The sequence below is a fragment of the Segeticoccus sp. genome (assembly GCF_035708005.1).
Window position 1 is genome coordinate 1 of record NZ_DASSTI010000032.1, and the last position, 14,931, is coordinate 14,931.

Below are 14,931 nucleotides of genomic sequence, written 5' to 3' on the forward strand. Positions count from 1 at the left end.
TGACCAGCCACCGACAGCGACCCTTCCGGTTCGGCGCCGTCGTCGCCGGCCCCGCCGACGGCGCGGGCTGGACCACGACGGCACGACGTCTGGAGCAGCTCGGCTACTCCACCCTCCTCGTGCCCGACACGATGGCGACCCCGTCGCCGTTCCCCGCCCTCACCGCCGCCGCCGTGGCCACGACCACGCTGCGTGTGGGCACCTGGGTGCTCGCGTCGGCATACCGCACCGTCGGCCAGGTGACCCGTGACGCGGTAACCGTGCAGCGGCTCTCCGGCGATCGGCTGGAGCTGGGCATCGGTGCCGGTCGGCCGGGCGGCGAGCACGACGCCGAACTGCTCGGCATGGAGTGGGGGACACCGGGCGAGCGGGTGGACCGCGTCGAGCGGGTGCTCGCGCGCCTGCGCGAGCAGCAGGACCGGCCTCGCCTCGTCGTCGCCGGTGCCGGTTCCCGGATGCTGCGCCTCGCGGGACGGTATGCCGACACGCTCGCCCTGGCCGTGCCGCCCACCGCGGGTGCCGAGCAGCTGGACGAGGTGGTCGGCCGGGTGCGGGCGGCGGCGGGCGAGCGGGCCGACGCCCTCGAGCTCAACCTGCAGCTCTCGGGCGTGGGTTCCCGGCTGCCGGACTGGATCAGCCAGCGCATGGGACTGACGGCCGAGGACCTGCTCCGCCGCGGCGCGGTCACCGTGGTCGGCGACGACCCCGCCGAGGCGGCCGAGCAGCTCCGCGCGATGCGCGAGCGCACCGGCATCAGCTACCTCAGTGTGTCGGGTGAGTTCGCCGACCTCTTCGCGCCCGTGGTGCGCGAGCTCGCGGGAACCTGAGGGCTGAGACGGGCCGAGCCAGCGGGCGCCGCCTCTCAACCTGGGAGCCCCTACCGGCGTCAACAGGACAGGGCCGCTCCCGATGGTCCGCACCTGGCGCGGCTCGTCCCGGCGAGACCGTCGCCGGGCAACGGACCAGAGGTGGTCGTCATGAGAATTCCGTTGCCTTCACTCACCGTGGGACTCGCCGTGGCGGCGGCCGCCGTCGCGGTCCCCAGTGCCCTCGCTGCGCCGGGCGCAAGCCAGCCGACGAGTCGGGCCGTCAGCCAAGCGCGGGCTGAGGACGCCGTGCCGGGCGCCGGGGCCGCGCACAGCAGACCGAAACAGGTGGTGATCGCGCGCACCGAGCTGGCCACGACCCGGGCGTGGCTCAGCGTCCGCCGCACGAGCCGGTACGAGGGTGCCGTCCGCCTACACGTGAGCCTGCTGAACAACGGCACGTGGACGTCGGCCGGGTCGCTGCCGGTCAGCGACGCCTTCTGGTACGTCGCGACCGGCCCCGGTGCGCTGTGCACCTGGTCGGTGGGGGAATCCGCCGACTCCGGCCAGACCTCCCCACCGGTCCTCACCACGCGTCCGATCACGGTGCGGCTGCTGCAGAGCCCCGCCCTCGGCTGCGGGCAGACCTTCCACTTCCACGTGCAGTACGGTCACCTGGCCCCCGGACAGTGACCGGCCGGTGGCCCCGCCGGTGACCCAGCCGGTGCAGGTGATCGTTGCTCGGCTGCGGTGATCGGTCGACGGCCGACCAGCTCCTCGCACTGTTGCTGAAGGATCGCGGTCCCCGCGAGCGGCGACCCTTCAGCAACAACGCCGGGTCGGGTCCGCAGCGACGCCGGGTCGGGTCAGCAACAACGCCGGGCCGGGTCCGCAGCAACGCCGGGTCGGCGCGGGCGTTAGCCTCGCCGGGTGTCGTCCACCTACCGCACCGTCGCCGGCCCCGGCTCGGCGGAGACCGAGGTCCGGCGCTCGCGGTTCCGGTGCACCCTCGAGCGGGTGGAGAGCGAGGACGCCGCCCGCGCCGTGCTCGACCGGTGCCGCCGGGCGTATCCCGACGCGGGGCACCACTGTTCGGCCTTCGTCATCGGGCCGCGCGCAGAGCTCGAACGCTCCAGTGACGACGGCGAACCGTCCGGCACGGCCGGCGCGCCCATGCTCGAGGTGCTGCGGGGACACGGGATCACCGACGTGGCCGCCGTCGTGACGCGGTGGTTCGGCGGGGTGCTGCTCGGCACCGGCGGGTTGTCGCGCGCCTATGCCGACGCGGTGCGCGCCGCGCTGGACACGGTGCGGATCCAGGAGCGCCAGCTCCGGCAGCTCCTCGAGGTCGAGGCGGACCATGCGGTCGCCGGCCGGCTGGAGCACGAGCTGCGGCTGACTGACGCGACCGTGCAGGACGTGCAGTATGCCGAGCACGTCACCTTCCGGATCGCCGTCGCCCCCGAGCGTGCGGACCAGGTGGCCGCCACCGTCGCCGCACTGACCGGCGGCACGACGACTCCGGTGCCGGTCGCCGAGGTCTGGGTCGACGTCTGAGCGGGCAGATCGTCGCCGCCGATCATTGTGGCGTTCTGGTCGCCCCAGCAGCCAGAACGTCACAATGATCGGGGGCGGTGACTCAGTGGCTGACCGCCTGCTCCTTGGGCACCTTCTTGCGCCGGCCGCACGCGAGGCACGTGTCGACATACGAGGTGCTGACGGGGAACAGCGGGAGAAAGAAGAAGGTCAGCTTGCGCACCTGCCTGGCCACCTCGTGCGCCGCTCGGGCGCCGCAGGTCTCACACGTCGTGACGAAGGTGTCGACGACGGTGAGGTACGTCTTCAGCCCGAGGATCAGGATCATGCCCCAGTCTCCCCTCGGGCCAGAGACCGCCGCAGCCGGGCGTCGGCGCGAGGACGGGCCTGCGCCGACAGGCTCGCGCCGACGGGCCCGCGCCGAGGTGGCACGGGCCCGTCGTGGCGGTCGGGTGGCGTGGGCGCGAGGCCCGGCCCGGTTCAGCCCTCCTGCTCGGACTGCGGCTCGGCGCCCTCGGACTCGGGCTCGGAGGCCGGGCTCTCCACGGCCGGGGCCGCCGAGGTGACGGCGATCCGGCGCGGCTCGGTGCCGGCATACGCACCGGCGACCCGCACGGTCAGGACGCCCTGGTCGTAGGACGCGCTCACCGCGTCGGCGCTGACGTGCTCGGGCAGGGTGAAGCTGCGGCGGAAGGAGCCGTAGCGGATCTCGCGCAGGGAGCGGCCCTCGGTGTCATCGGCGCGCTCGTCGCGGCGCTCACCGCGCACGACCAGGCGGCCCCGGTCGACCTCGACGGTCACGTCGTTGTCCAGGTCCATGCCCGGCAGCTCGAGCCGGACCACCGCGTCCTCGCCCTCCTTGTGCACCTCGGCCGCGGGGGTGAAGCCGACGGTCGGGCGGACGGCGGTGGGGAAGGCCCGCCGCATCATGGCGTCGAACGCCGTCAGCTCACTGAACGGGTCGCGCCGGGTCACCAGCATGCGTTCCATGTCTCTCCTCGATGAGGTCTGGTCCGGACCTCCCGGACCGTTCACCGGGTACAACTTGAGTCGGGTTAACTCAATTCCCGGTTCAGCGTGTCGTCAGGGTGAGCGCCCTAGCATCGGGCCGTGTCGGTCCTGCGCCCCCACTGGCGCGTCGTCGCGGTCGCGGTGGCCCTCCTGGTTGCCGCGGCCCTCGCGGGTGCCTGGTGGAGCGGGCGCGTGCCGCCGGGCGCAAGCGCGGCGGGCTCGCCGCCGCGGCACGGTGCCGGCGCCTCGGCCAGCGGCAGTCCTTCGGCTCGACACTTCGGGGTCCGTCCGCCGCCCCGCCCCGGGTCGGCGGCATGGACCCGGCGCGAGAACGCCCGGCCCGGATCGACGGCCTGGCGGATCCCCCCGGGCAAGGTGGCGGGTGAGCACGCCCTTGCCGGGTATGCCGACCACGTCAGTGTCCTGCCCGGGCAACAGTTCCGGTTGTTCGTCTCCTGCACCCGCGGGAGCGTGACGGCGCGGGCCTTCCGGCTCGGCTGGTACCACGGCAAGGGTGCCCGGTTGGTCTGGCGCTCGCGGCCCTTTCGCCCCGGCCGGCAGGCGGGGGCGCGGCTGCTGGCCGACCGCACCGTCGTCGCTCCGTGGACGCCGTCCCTGACCGTCTCCACGAAAGGCTGGCCCCCCGGCACCTACCTGCTGCTGCTGCGCGCGGCGGACGGCTCGGAGAAGTACGTGCCCCTCACCGTCCGCTCGACGACGACGGCCGGCGCGGTGGTGCTCGTCAACGCGGTGACCACCTACGAGGCGTACAACGACTGGGGCGGCTACTCGCTCTACCGCGGCACGGACGGGCGCCGGGCCTACCGGGTGAGCTTCGACCGACCCTACGACGGCAACGGCGCCACCGAGCTGCTCAACTTCGAGGCGGCCACCATCCAGCGGGCCGAGCGGCAGGGGCTGGCGCTCGCCTACGTGACGAGCCTCGACCTGGACCGCTTCCCGCGGCTCCTGGCCGGCGCCCGCGGCGTGGTGTCGATGGGGCACGACGAGTACTGGACCGTCCCGATGCGCCGCCACGTCGAGGCGGCGCGCGGCCGCGGGACCAACGTGGCGTTCCTCGGCGCGAACGCCGACTACTGGCGGGTCCGCTTCGCCCCCGGGCTGCACGGAGCCGACCGGATGCTGGTGGGCTACAAGGCGGACGCGGCGGTGGCCGACCCGGTGCACGACGCGGTGGACACGACGGCGATGTGGCGCCAGCCACCGCACGCCGATCCGGAGAACAGCCTGACCGGCCAGCTCTACGAGTGCTTTCCCGCACACGGGCCGATGGTCGTGCGCGACCCCGGTTTCTTCCTCTTCCGCGGAACCGCTGCGCGCGCCGGGAGCTCGTATGCCGGGCTCGTCGGCACCGAGATCGACCGCGCCTACCCGATCCCCGGGACACCGCGGAACCTGCAGGTGGCGGCCCACTCGCCGGTCGCCTGCGACGACACCGGACCGACCTTCTCGGACCTGACCTACTACACGACCGCGTCGGGCGCCGGCGTCGTGGACACCGGGACGATGCTGTGGGTCCGTGCCCTGCGGGGCCCCAGCCCGGTCGAAGGCATCGACGCCCGGACGTCGCAGTTCGTGCGGCGCGTCACGACGAACCTGTTCGCCGCCATGGCCGCCGGGCCGATGGGGCACGCGCACCCGGCTCGCGGCGACCTCGCGGCGCTGCACGCCTCCGCGTCCACGCGGACCGGCACCGGCGGGTACTACACCCTGCCGTGAACGGCTGCTCCCCGGATCGCGTTGAACTACCGTGGGGCCATGGGTGAGGACGTGTCCACCGAGTCCTTGGCCGACGTGGTCGCCGGCTACGGGTTCGCCTACCTGGTGACCGTGACCGCGGACGGCGGACCGCACGCCGTGGCCACCGCCCCGCGCGTCGTCGGTGACGCCGTCGTGGTCGACGAGGTGGGGTCGCGCAGCAGAACGAACGCCACGGAGCGGCCGAAGGTCTCGCTGCTCTACCCGCCGTCCGACCCCGACGGGCACTCCCTGATCGTCGACGGGGTGGCCTCGGTCGCCGACGCCGGTGTCACCATCGCGCCCACCCGCGCGGTGCGGCACCGCCCGCACGAACGCCCCGGTGGCGGGGTGTCGGCCTCGGGCTGCGGCTCCGACTGCCTGCCCGTCGACCTCCCGGCCTCCGCACCGAGCGTCTGACCGTTCCGGCAGCCCCTCAGCGGGTCGCCTCGGCGAGCAGCTCCAGGACGTGTCGGTAGGGACGGCCCGTGGCGCGGGTCATCCCGATCTCACACGTGCGGTTGACCGACGCGTATGCCGCGAACTCTCGCGTGCGGACCTCCGCGGCCTCCGGGCCGGTGGCCGCGGCGGTCAGCTCCGGGTGCAGCAGCCCGCGGTCCCCGGCAAATCCGCAACAGCCCCAAGCGGTCGGCACCACCACGTCGTCGGAGACGGCCCGGGCGATCGTCTCCATCGCCCCGGTGGTCCCGAGTGCGGTCGAGGAGCAGGTCGGGTGCAGCGCGATCGACTCCCAGGGCCTGGTCACGGTGAGCCGGGCCAGCACCCGGTCCACCACGAAGCTCGTGGCGTCGACGACGGACAGGCCGCTCCCATCGGCCGCGCCGGCGATCAGCTCGGTGAGTCCCTGGGTGCAGGAGCCGGCATCGACCACGACCGGCAGCCGTCCGTCCTCGGTCGCCCGGCGCAGCGCGGGGACCACCTTGCGCCGCATCGCGTCGTGGCCTGCCGCGAGTCCCTTGGACTTCCAAGGGGTTCCGCAGCACAGGGCGTCGAGGTCGGCAGGGGTGCGCAGCGGCACCCCGGCACGGACACAGAGCTCGACCAGGGCAGCGGTGACGCCCTCCCCGCCGGGCTCGGGACCGAACATACTGCCGATGCACGCGGCGAACAGCACGGCCTGCGGCTCGCGCGGCTCGTACCGCGGTCGGCGACGGCCGCCGCCCGGGAGGCGCGCGTCATACAAGGGCACGTGGTCGGACCCGGCCACCGTCCGGGCGAGCCGCGTCGCGGTCACGGGGACCTGCGCGGGCAGGGCTGCTGCCGCGTCGAGCGCCCAGGAGCCGGCCCGGGTCGCCGCCCCCCATCCGAAGGCGGCCCCGCGCCAGAGCTGGTCGGTGGCGGTGGTGACCTCCTCCACCCGGAGCCGGCGGACGAGGTCGCCGGTGTTGATCCGCACGGGGCAGGCCGTCTGGCACATGCCGTCGACGGCACAGGTCTGGACCGCGTCGTAGTCGTAGTCGGCGGCCAGCTCCCGCACCAGGGTGGTGTCGCCCCGACGGGCGGCCGCGGCCAGCTCGCGCCGGAGGACGATGCGCTGCCGTGGCGTGGTGGTCAGGTCACGGCTGGGGCACACCGGCTCGCAGTAGCCGCACTCCACGCACCGGTCGACCTCCTCCTCGACCGGGTCGGCGGTCTTCAGGTCGCGCAGGTAGGAGCGGGGGTCGTCGGAGAGTACCGAGCCGGGGTTGAGCAGCCCGGCGGGGTCGACCAGCCGCTTGAGCGACCACATGACCTCGTAGAGCTCGTCGCCGTACTGCCGCCGCACGAACGGGGCCATGATGCGCCCGGTGCCGTGCTCGGCCTTGAGCGAGCCACCCTCCCCGAGGACGAGGTCCACCATGTCCTCGGTGAACTCCTCATAGCGGCGCATGAGGGCCTCGTCGTCGAAGCGCTCGTTGAGCAGGAAGTGCACGTTGCCGTCGCGGGCGTGGCCGAAGACCACGGGGTCCTCGTAGTGGTGCCGCTGGAACAGTCGGGTCAGCTCGGTGCAGGTCGCCCCGAGCCGGTCGACGGGGACGACGACATCCTCCAGCAACGCGTTGGCACCGCTCGGGCGGGCCCAGGCCACGGCGCTGTAGAGACCCTTGCGGGTGTGCCACAACGCGGCCCGGTCCGCTGGATCCGTCGTCAGGGCGAACGGGGTGGCCAGGGGCAGCTCTTTCAGGGTCGGCCCGGCGGCGTGCTGCCGCTCGTCACGCTGCTCGGCCGTGGTGCCCTGGAACTCCACGAGCAGTGCGGCGTGCGCGCGGACCTCCAGCTCGCGGATCACGCGCGGGCAGGCGGGGTCCTGCTGGGACACGCGCAACGAGGCCGCGTCGAGCAGCTCGGCGGTGGCGGTGCCGCTCTCCAGCACCTGGGGTACTGCCGCGGTCGCGATCTCGAGGTCCTGGAAGACCAGGAGCCCGGTCGCGGCGTGGGGGAGCACCTCGACCGTGCGGAAGGTCGCCTCCGCGACGAAGCCGAGGGTCCCCTCGCTGCCGACCAGCAGGTGCGTGAGGAGGTCGACCGGTTCCTCGTGGTCCAGGAACGCGTTGAGGCCGTAGCCCATCGTGTTCTTCATCGAGAACTGGTGCCGGATCCGGGACACCGAGTCCGGGTTGTCCAGCACCCGGCGGCGCAGGCGCAGCAGCCCGTCGTGGAGTTCCGGTTCGCGTTCCCGGAGCTGCCGGTCGGCATCGTCGGCACCGGAGTCGATGACGGTGCCGCTCGGCAGCACCAGGACCATGGACTCGAGCGTGCGGTAGGTGTTGAGCTCGGTGCCGCACTGCATGCCGGAGGAGTTGTTGGCCACGACCCCGCCGATGGTGCAGGCGCGTTCGCTCGCGGGGTCCGGCCCGAGCCGGCGTCCCCACCGCGCCAGCTGTGCGTTGACCGCGGCGACGGTGACGCCCGGTTGGACCCGCACGCGCCGGCCCTCGTCGAGCACCTCGAGGCCGCGGAACCGGCGTCGGGTGTCGACCATGACCTGGTCGGTCACTGCCTGCCCGGACAGGCTGGTGCCGCCCGAGCGGAAGGTCAGCGGCACGCCCAGCCGGGAACAGGCCTGCAGCACGGCCGCCACGTCGCCGGTGTCCCGGGGCGTGACCAGCGTGTGCGGGACGAGCAGGTAGTGGGAGGCGTCGTGCGCGTGGCCGTAGCGGTCGACCGCCCGCCGGCTGACCTGCTCGGCGCCCAGCACCGACGCCAGCTCCCGGGCCAGCCGCTCCGTGGCAGCGGGCCCGGGAGACGCGTCGCTGTCCCTCGGCTCCATCGGCCGCGTCAGAGCTCGCCCTTGGCCATCTGGTCGAGCAGGAAGTCCGACTGGCGCATGGCCAGCGCCACGATCGTCAGCGTCGGGTTGGCCGCGGCGCCCGTGGTGAAGACTGAGCCGTCGCTGACAAAGAGGTTGGGCACGTCGTGGGATCGGCCGAACTGGTCGACCACGCCGTCCTCCGGCTGCGAGCTCATCCGGCAGGTGCCGAGGTTGTGCGTCGAGGGATACGGCGGGGTGTGGTGCGTGCCGACCGCGCCCACGGCCTCGTAGAGCCGGTCCGCCTGGCGGTAGGCGTGCTCGCGCATCGCGACGTCGTTGACGTGGTCGTCGAAGTGCACGTGCGGGACCGGCAAGCCGAACCGGTCGGTCATGTCGGTGTTCAGGGTGACCCGGTTGGACTCCTGCGGCATGTCCTCGCCGACGATCCACAGCCCGGCCGTGTTCTCGTAGGCGTCCATGATCGTGGTGAAGTCGCGACCCCAGCTGCCCGGTTCGACGAAGCTGGCCAGGAAGGCCGGTCCGAGGGAGAGGGTCTCCAGGTAGTAGCCACCCGCGAACCCCCGGCTGGTGTCGTGGCGCGCCTCATCGGCGATGATGCCCGCCATCGTCTCGCCGCGGTACATGTGCACAGGCTTGTCGAACCGGGCATACACCGAGCCGGTGAGGTGGCGCATGTAGTTGCGCCCCACCTGTCCGGAGCTGTTCGCGAGCCCGTCCGGGAAGAGCGAGCTGGCACTCATCAGCAGCAGGCGCGGCGTCTCGATGGAGTTGCCCGCCACGCAGACCAGTCGGACGGCCTGCCGGTGCAGGTTCCCGTCGCCGTCGACGTAGAGCACCGCATCGGCCCGGCCCTGCGCGTCGTGGGTGATCTGCACGGCCTGGCACTCGATGCGCAGGTCGAGGTGCCCCGTCTCCAGCGCACGGGGGATCTCGCGGACCGCGGTGGACCACTTCGACCCGTTCTTGTCGCCCTGGAAGTTGAAGCCGTCCTGGATGGAGGCCGGGCGACCGTCGTAGGGCTCGGCATTCGTCGCGTAGGGCCCGGTGGCATAGAACCGGTAGCCGATCTTCTCGGCGCCGTTGGCGAAGACCTTGTAGTTGTTGTTCGCCGGCAGCGGCGGCCGGCCGTGCCGGTGGGTGGACCCCATCGCCTGCTCGGCCCGGTCGTAGTACGGCGCCAGGTCCCCCAGGTCGAGCGGCCAGTCGAGCAGGTTGGCACCGTCCAGGCGGCCGTAGGTCGACCGGTCCCGGAACTCGTACTCATGGAAGCGGGGAGTCGCGCCGGACCAGTGCGTCGTCGAGCCACCGACCGCCTTGACGATCCACGCGGGGAGGTTGGGGAAGTCGCGCACGATCCGCCACGACCCCGACGTGGTCCGCGGGTCGAGCCAGGCCATCTGGTTGAAGGCCTTCCACTCGTCGTTCTCGTAGTCCTCGCCGCGCAGGTACGGCCCCGCCTCGAGCAGGACGACGTCCACGCCACGGGTCGTCAGCTCGTGGGCGACGGTCCCACCGCCGGCGCCCGAACCGATGACGACGACGGCTGCCTCGTCCTGGGCGATGGGTGCCATCACTTCGCTCCTTCCTGCTTCGCGCCGCGTCGCGCTGCGCGGTCGCTGCCCATCTGGCCCGCCCTGGTCCGCAGCCGGCCCGGGTAGGAGTGCGGGTGCACGTTGGCGGCAGCGTCGGCCCCGACGAAGCCGGGCAGCGCCACCTCCACCTGCTCCTCCGGCCCGTCGTACTCCTCGATCCGCACGTCCGGCAGCCAGTCCAGGTCGTCGAACCCGCGGTGCAGGTATCCGCCCTGGTCGAAGGCGGGACCCTCGTAGCCGAGCAGGTCCCACACCTCGTGGTCGTCGTAGAGCGCGACCACGGCGGTGCGGCGGAGCAGGTTGAAGAACTCGGTGTCCTGGATGTGCAGCAGGATCCGCGTGCCGTCCCTCTCGGACAGCTCGGCGAAGGATCCTCCGGCCAGGGCATCGAGGCTCGACAACCCCTGCACGAGCGACATGCGCGACCAGGTCGAGCTGCCGGCCGCGGCGATGACGGCGTCCGCCGTGCGCTCGTAGGGACCGTCGGGAAAGGAATCGTGGGGGAAGGCGACGCGAAGGGCGTGGACCAGGGTGGCCCTCGCGTCGTCGCTCACCTTCAGGACATCGGTGTCGGAGTCGTGGTCGGGCGTGACCATCGCGCGCCTCCTGGTGACGTGGGAGCCGGCCCGGTGACGGACCGGGAGAGGGAAGGTGGCGTCACTCTACGAAGGCCCATCACGCCACCCTAGAGCCGTTATCAGGAGGTGAGAACGACTCAGGCGGTGCGACCGGAGCGGTAGAACCGGCTCACGCGGGAGGCCGTGGTGCGCAGGTGCTGCTCGAGGGCCTTGCGGCCCCGGCGGAACCGCGCGTGCGGTGCGGAGACGGCGACCGAGCCGATCAGGACACCGCTCTCTCCGCGGACGACGGCGGCGGCGCAGGTGCTGCCGCGCAGGAACTCCCCGTGCTCCCAGGCGATGCCGCTGTCGGCGACCTGGGCCAGCTGTTCGGCCAGGGCGCCGCGGTCGACGATGGTCGCCGGGGTGAACGCCGGCAGCTCCCCGGGGCCGAGGTGCAGCCGGCGCTGCTCGTCGGACATGTTGCTCAACAGGATCTTGCCGAACGCGGTCGCGTGTGGCGCCTCGTGGAAGCCGAACTCCATGGGCCGCAGGCGCGGACAGGCGGGCGCGTCGGCCACGAAGACCACGACGATCTGCGCGCCACGGTGGATGGCGAGGTAGGCCGCCGTGCCGGTGGCCTGGTGCAGTGCGGTGATCTCCTGCCGCACCAGACGGGGAACGCCGATCTGCTGGTGCAACGAGACGCCGAGCTGGTGCAGCTTGTATCCCAGCTCGAAGCGCTTCTCGTCCTTGATGTGGACCAGGTAGTCACCGGCGATCAGCTCACCGGCCAGGCGGTAGACCGTCGGCAGCGGCAGCCCCGACGCCTCCGCGACCTCCTTGGCGCTCGCGCCACCGTGGCGGGCCACGACCTCCAGCACGGTGAGCGCCCGCTGGACGGCCCCCAGCCGCGTCGCGTCCGTGCTCGACATGCCACACCCACCTTCGTCCTGACCGCCTCTGCGGCCAGCCTAGAAAACCTCAGGATCAGGGTCGCCGCCGGGCATTCTCGTGTGGCGAGAGAGACCGGGTCGTGGTCGGCACCGGCTGTGCGAAGGTGAGGGCGAGGACCACCCCCGACCCCGTGGAGGACGACATGATCTTCATCGCCGCCCGTTTCAGGGTGAAGCCCGAGCACGCTGACGCCTGGCCGGAGCTCACCCGAGAGTTCACCGAGGCGACCCGGAAGGAGCCTGGCAACCTGTGGTTCGACTGGTCCCGGAGCCTGGAGGACCCGAACGAGTACGTCCTGCTCGAGGCATTCGCCGATGACGGCGCCGTGCCGCACGTGAGCAGCGAGCCCTTCCAGAAGGCGACGGCGGAGCTCCCGCGCTACCTGCAGGAGACGCCGCGCATCCGCAACGTCCAGCTCGAGGGGGACGGCTGGGACGAGCTCGGCGAGATGGCGGTGCGCTGACGCGGTGAACGGTCCGGCCGGCGGGACACGGCGAGCCGGTGCCTGCTGAACAGCGGGAGACGTGGCCGCGGACTGCGGACCGGCTCGTGGAGCTGCAGCACCGACTCGCGCGCCTGCGGCCCGAGGCATGGCAGCCGCCCGAGCCGCTGCGCACCGGTGCGGCTTGGGTGTGCTTCCCGCGGGGAGAGACCGGTCGCGGCCGGGCCGGCGACCCGGCCTGGGCGGCCGCGGTCGTCATGGACGCGGGGCGGGTCGTCGAGCGGGCCCTGCTGACCGGAGCCGCGGGCGGCCCCTACGTCGCCGGGCTGATGGCCCTGCGCGCCGGGCCGCTCCTGGCAGAGGTCGTGCAACGCCTGGCCGATCCACCGGACGTGCTGCTCCTCGACGCCACCGCGCGGGACCACCCCCGGGCCGCGGGTCTGGCCCTCCACCTCGGCTGGGCCCTCGGGCTGCCGACGATCGGGGTCACGCACCGGCCGCTCGTCGCCGCGGGCGAGTGGCCGGCGGACGACCGCGGCGCACAGAGCCCCCTGCGGGTGGGTGAGCACGTGGTCGGCTGCTGGCTGCGCACCCGCCCCGGCACCCGGCCGCTCGCCGTCCACCCCGGGTGGCGCACCGACCTGCCGACCGCCGTGGACGTCGTGCTGGCTGTGGCCCACCGGCGCACTCCCGAGCCGCTGCGCGGTGCCCGGGAGCTGGCCCGGCGCGCGCGGGGAGCGTGATCGCCGCGCTCAGCGCGGCGGCACGATGTCCTGCTGCGCCGGCACCTGGTCCTGGCGAAGCAGGCCGGTCGGGCACGTCATGCCATTCGGTCCGTGGTTGCAGTAGCCACCGGGGTTCTTGTGCAGGTACTGCTGGTGGTAGCCCTCCGCGTAGTAGAACGGACCTGCTCCGTCCGCGCCGGCCGCGGGGCGCAGCTCGGTGGTGATCTCACCGAATCCGTTGTCGGAGAGCACCTTCTGGAAGGCCGCACGGGTGGCCCGAGCGGCCTGCTCCTGTTCGTCGGTGGTCCAGTAGATCGCCGACCGGTACTGCGTGCCCCGGTCGTTGCCCTGCCGATGGCCCTGCGTCGGGTCGTGGTTCTCCCAGAACGCCTTCAGCAACTGCTCGGCCGAGGTCTGCGCCGGGTCGTAGGCGACCAGCACCGCCTCCGCGTGGCCGGTGCGTCCGGTGCACACCTCCTCGTAGGTCGGGTTGGGCGTGTAGCCGCCGAGGTAGCCCGCGGCCGTGGTCACGACTCCGGGCAGCCGCCAGAAGATCCGTTCGGCGCCCCAGAAGCAGCCCATCGCGACGTAGAGGACCTGCGTGCCCTCCGGCCACGGGCCGTGCATCGACGTGCCGAGCACCTCGTGCCGGTCCGGGATGCCCGGCAGCGGGTCGGGCCGCCCGGGGAGCGCCTCGTCGCGGGTGGGAAGCGTGCGGGGAGTGCCGAAGAGCGCCATACCTCGATCGTATGTCGCGCGCTCACCGCCCGCGCCCCCCCGCCCGGTGGTGCCCCCCACCTGCCGATCACACGGTCGCGAGCTGCCACCTGCTCTCGTTGCCCAGCTCGTCAACGGCCGTGACGGCATACGTGCTGGGTGCTCTCGGGGCAGCGGGGTCCGCCCACTGGGCACGGCCTCCACCCCCGGCTGGGACCAGCGCGACCAGGTGCCGCGCGTCGACGAACTCGCAGGCGGCCGGCCGCTGCCGGCCCGGGAAGCGGTACACGGCATACGTGCGGGCTGGCCGACCGGTCGCGCGCCACGAGAGGTGGACGGCACCGTCGCGTGCCTCGGCACGCAGCTGCGCCACCGGGGTGGGCGGGTGCCGGTCGAGCCAGGGCATGGTCGGTTGGAGGGCCGGGTGCTGGTAGTGCTCCGTGGTGACCAAGCTTGTGGCGCCGAGCAGGTCGGCGACGACCGACGAGGCGTTGTAGAAGATGTCCCCGCTGACCTCTGGGTACTGCTGGTTGAACGTCAGGTGGTGGGACATCTCCTGGGGGTCGTCGATCCACTCCGGGGACTGGGTGGAGATGCCGACCTTGTAGGTCGCCTGGCCGATGTACAGGCGCGTGTGCGAGCCGGACTCGCGCAGCTGGCGGGCCCACCAGTCCACGAGCACGTCGTAGTCGGCGGGCGCGAACCCCTCCGCCCAGTAGACCTGGGGCGCGATGTAGTCCAGCCACTCCTCGCGCACCCACCGGCGCGTGTCGGCATACAGGTCGTCGTAGCACTCGGCGCCGGCCGTGGTGTCCGAGCCGAGGGGGTCGGTGGCCACGTTGCGCCACACCGCGAACGGGCTCACCCCGAACTGCACGTGCGGCTTGGCCCGGTGGATGGTGGCCGCCAGCTCGGTGATGAGCCGGTTGATGTTGTCGCGTCGCCATTCGGCCTTGTCCTCGAAGCCCGCGCCGTAGGCGGTGTAGGTCTCCTCGTCCGGGAACTCCTCGTTGCCGATCGGATAGGGGTAGAAGTAGTCGTCGAAGTGGACACCGTCGAGGTCGTAGCGGGAGACCGCGTCCATGATCGCGGCGATGGTGAACCGGCGGACCTCGGGGATCCCCGGGTTGTAGTAGAGCTTCGGGCCGTAGCGGACGACCCAGTCCGGGTGCTGGCGGGCCGGGTGCGTGGGCGCGAGGGCGTCCAGATCCGTTCCCATGCTCACCCGGTAGGGGTTGAACCAGCCGTGCAGCGTGAGGTTGCGGGCGTGGGCCTGCTCGACCGCGAACGCCAGCGGGTCGTAGCCCGGGTCCTCGCCCTGCGTTCCCGTGAGGTACTTCGACCAGGGCTCGTGGTGGGACGGCCAGAAGGCGTCGGCCGTGGGCCGGACTTGGAGGACGACCGTGTTGTAGCCGCGGGCCACCGCGGTGTCGTAGAGCGAAACCAGTTCGGCCTGTTGCTGTTCGGGGGAGAGCCCGGGACGGCTCGGCCAGTCGATGTTGACCACCGTGGCGATCCACATGCCACGGAGCTGGTGCTTCGGCGCACGTGGGTCG

At 72.7% G+C, this 14,931-nt stretch carries 15 protein-coding genes; 7 read left to right on the top strand and 8 right to left on the bottom strand.

Features of this window, described 5'->3' with window-relative positions; all coding sequences use genetic code 11:
- From VFL99_RS03570 to VFL99_RS03580, 3 genes are all read left to right on the top strand, one after another.
- Positions 1 to 827, top strand: an 827-nt coding sequence (locus tag VFL99_RS03570) for an LLM class flavin-dependent oxidoreductase (protein ID WP_325104956.1), incomplete at its 5' end; no start/stop codon positions are given.
- Positions 828 to 977: 150 nt separating this feature from the next.
- Positions 978 to 1,499 (top strand): hypothetical protein, encoded by a 522-nt coding sequence (locus VFL99_RS03575; RefSeq protein ID WP_325104957.1) that lies wholly within the window; start codon positions 978 to 980, stop codon positions 1,497 to 1,499.
- 237 nt (positions 1,500 to 1,736) lie between these two features.
- Positions 1,737 to 2,363, top strand: coding sequence for a YigZ family protein (locus VFL99_RS03580; RefSeq protein ID WP_325104958.1), 627 nt, complete (start codon positions 1,737 to 1,739; stop codon positions 2,361 to 2,363).
- 82 nt (positions 2,364 to 2,445) lie between these two features.
- Here VFL99_RS03580 and VFL99_RS03585 read toward each other — a convergent pair whose 3' ends face one another.
- Both VFL99_RS03585 and VFL99_RS03590 read right to left on the bottom strand, forming a co-directional pair.
- Positions 2,446 to 2,670, bottom strand: coding sequence for a hypothetical protein (locus VFL99_RS03585; RefSeq protein WP_325104959.1), 225 nt, complete (start codon positions 2,668 to 2,670; stop codon positions 2,446 to 2,448).
- Positions 2,671 to 2,822: 152 nt separating this feature from the next.
- The gene (locus VFL99_RS03590; protein ID WP_325104960.1) at positions 2,823 to 3,332 is read right to left on the bottom strand and encodes an Hsp20/alpha crystallin family protein; all 510 of its coding nucleotides are present in this window, start codon (positions 3,330 to 3,332) and stop codon (positions 2,823 to 2,825) included.
- 120 nt (positions 3,333 to 3,452) lie between these two features.
- On the opposite strand from VFL99_RS03590, the gene VFL99_RS03595 reads away from it, so the two are divergent.
- Together VFL99_RS03595 and VFL99_RS03600 are read left to right on the top strand one after the other, a co-directional pair.
- On the top strand, positions 3,453 to 5,093 hold the full coding sequence (locus VFL99_RS03595; RefSeq protein ID WP_325104961.1) for a N,N-dimethylformamidase beta subunit family domain-containing protein: 1,641 nt from the start codon (positions 3,453 to 3,455) through the stop codon (positions 5,091 to 5,093).
- A gap of 39 nt (positions 5,094 to 5,132) precedes the next feature.
- Complete coding sequence (locus VFL99_RS03600; RefSeq protein WP_325104962.1) at positions 5,133 to 5,531, top strand: pyridoxamine 5'-phosphate oxidase family protein; 399 nt, start codon at positions 5,133 to 5,135, stop codon at positions 5,529 to 5,531.
- Positions 5,532 to 5,547: 16 nt separating this feature from the next.
- Here the strand turns inward: VFL99_RS03600 and VFL99_RS03605 are convergent, their stop codons facing one another.
- From VFL99_RS03605 to VFL99_RS03620, 4 genes are all read right to left on the bottom strand, one after another.
- Complete coding sequence (locus tag VFL99_RS03605; protein WP_325104963.1) at positions 5,548 to 8,382, bottom strand: FAD-binding and (Fe-S)-binding domain-containing protein; 2,835 nt, start codon at positions 8,380 to 8,382, stop codon at positions 5,548 to 5,550.
- Positions 8,383 to 8,390: 8 nt separating this feature from the next.
- The gene (locus tag VFL99_RS03610; RefSeq protein WP_325104964.1) at positions 8,391 to 9,956 is read right to left on the bottom strand and encodes a GMC family oxidoreductase; all 1,566 of its coding nucleotides are present in this window, start codon (positions 9,954 to 9,956) and stop codon (positions 8,391 to 8,393) included.
- Positions 9,956 to 10,573, bottom strand: a complete 618-nt coding sequence (locus VFL99_RS03615; protein ID WP_325104965.1) for a hypothetical protein — start codon at positions 10,571 to 10,573, stop codon at positions 9,956 to 9,958. Before VFL99_RS03615 ends, VFL99_RS03610 begins: the two co-directional genes overlap by 1 nt.
- A gap of 119 nt (positions 10,574 to 10,692) precedes the next feature.
- On the bottom strand, positions 10,693 to 11,469 hold the full coding sequence (locus tag VFL99_RS03620; RefSeq protein WP_325104966.1) for an IclR family transcriptional regulator: 777 nt from the start codon (positions 11,467 to 11,469) through the stop codon (positions 10,693 to 10,695).
- Positions 11,470 to 11,633: 164 nt separating this feature from the next.
- On the opposite strand from VFL99_RS03620, the gene VFL99_RS03625 reads away from it, so the two are divergent.
- Complete coding sequence (locus tag VFL99_RS03625) at positions 11,634 to 11,954, top strand: putative quinol monooxygenase (protein ID WP_325105004.1); 321 nt, start codon at positions 11,634 to 11,636, stop codon at positions 11,952 to 11,954.
- A gap of 38 nt (positions 11,955 to 11,992) precedes the next feature.
- Entirely contained in the window at positions 11,993 to 12,676 is a 684-nt protein-coding gene (locus VFL99_RS03630) for an endonuclease V (protein WP_325104967.1), read from the top strand.
- A 9-nt stretch (positions 12,677 to 12,685) separates the two neighbouring features.
- Here VFL99_RS03630 and msrA read toward each other — a convergent pair whose 3' ends face one another.
- Together msrA and VFL99_RS03640 are read right to left on the bottom strand one after the other, a co-directional pair.
- On the bottom strand, positions 12,686 to 13,396 hold the full coding sequence (gene msrA / locus VFL99_RS03635; protein WP_325104968.1) for a peptide-methionine (S)-S-oxide reductase MsrA: 711 nt from the start codon (positions 13,394 to 13,396) through the stop codon (positions 12,686 to 12,688).
- Positions 13,397 to 13,463: 67 nt separating this feature from the next.
- The gene (locus VFL99_RS03640; RefSeq protein ID WP_325104969.1) at positions 13,464 to 14,897 is read right to left on the bottom strand and encodes a glycoside hydrolase family 10 protein; all 1,434 of its coding nucleotides are present in this window, start codon (positions 14,895 to 14,897) and stop codon (positions 13,464 to 13,466) included.
- Positions 14,898 to 14,931: the final 34 nt, after the last annotated feature.

Bases quoted from the DNA above. Each gene is read 5' to 3' on its own strand.
- VFL99_RS03640 (WP_325104969.1), bottom strand. From the start codon at position 14,897: ATGTGGATCGCCACGGTGGTCAACATCGACTGGCCGAGCCGTCCCGGG.
- VFL99_RS03625 (WP_325105004.1), top strand. From the start codon at position 11,634: ATGATCTTCATCGCCGCCCGTTTCAGGGTGAAGCCCGAGCACGCTGAC.
- msrA (WP_325104968.1), bottom strand. From the start codon at position 13,396: ATGGCGCTCTTCGGCACTCCCCGCACGCTTCCCACCCGCGACGAGGCG.
- VFL99_RS03610 (WP_325104964.1), bottom strand. From the start codon at position 9,956: ATGGCACCCATCGCCCAGGACGAGGCAGCCGTCGTCGTCATCGGTTCG.
- VFL99_RS03615 (WP_325104965.1), bottom strand. From the start codon at position 10,573: ATGGTCACGCCCGACCACGACTCCGACACCGATGTCCTGAAGGTGAGC.
- VFL99_RS03620 (WP_325104966.1), bottom strand. From the start codon at position 11,469: ATGTCGAGCACGGACGCGACGCGGCTGGGGGCCGTCCAGCGGGCGCTC.
- VFL99_RS03590 (WP_325104960.1), bottom strand. From the start codon at position 3,332: ATGGAACGCATGCTGGTGACCCGGCGCGACCCGTTCAGTGAGCTGACG.
- VFL99_RS03605 (WP_325104963.1), bottom strand. From the start codon at position 8,382: ATGGAGCCGAGGGACAGCGACGCGTCTCCCGGGCCCGCTGCCACGGAG.
- VFL99_RS03585 (WP_325104959.1), bottom strand. From the start codon at position 2,670: ATGATCCTGATCCTCGGGCTGAAGACGTACCTCACCGTCGTCGACACC.
- VFL99_RS03600 (WP_325104962.1), top strand. From the start codon at position 5,133: ATGGGTGAGGACGTGTCCACCGAGTCCTTGGCCGACGTGGTCGCCGGC.
- VFL99_RS03575 (WP_325104957.1), top strand. From the start codon at position 978: ATGAGAATTCCGTTGCCTTCACTCACCGTGGGACTCGCCGTGGCGGCG.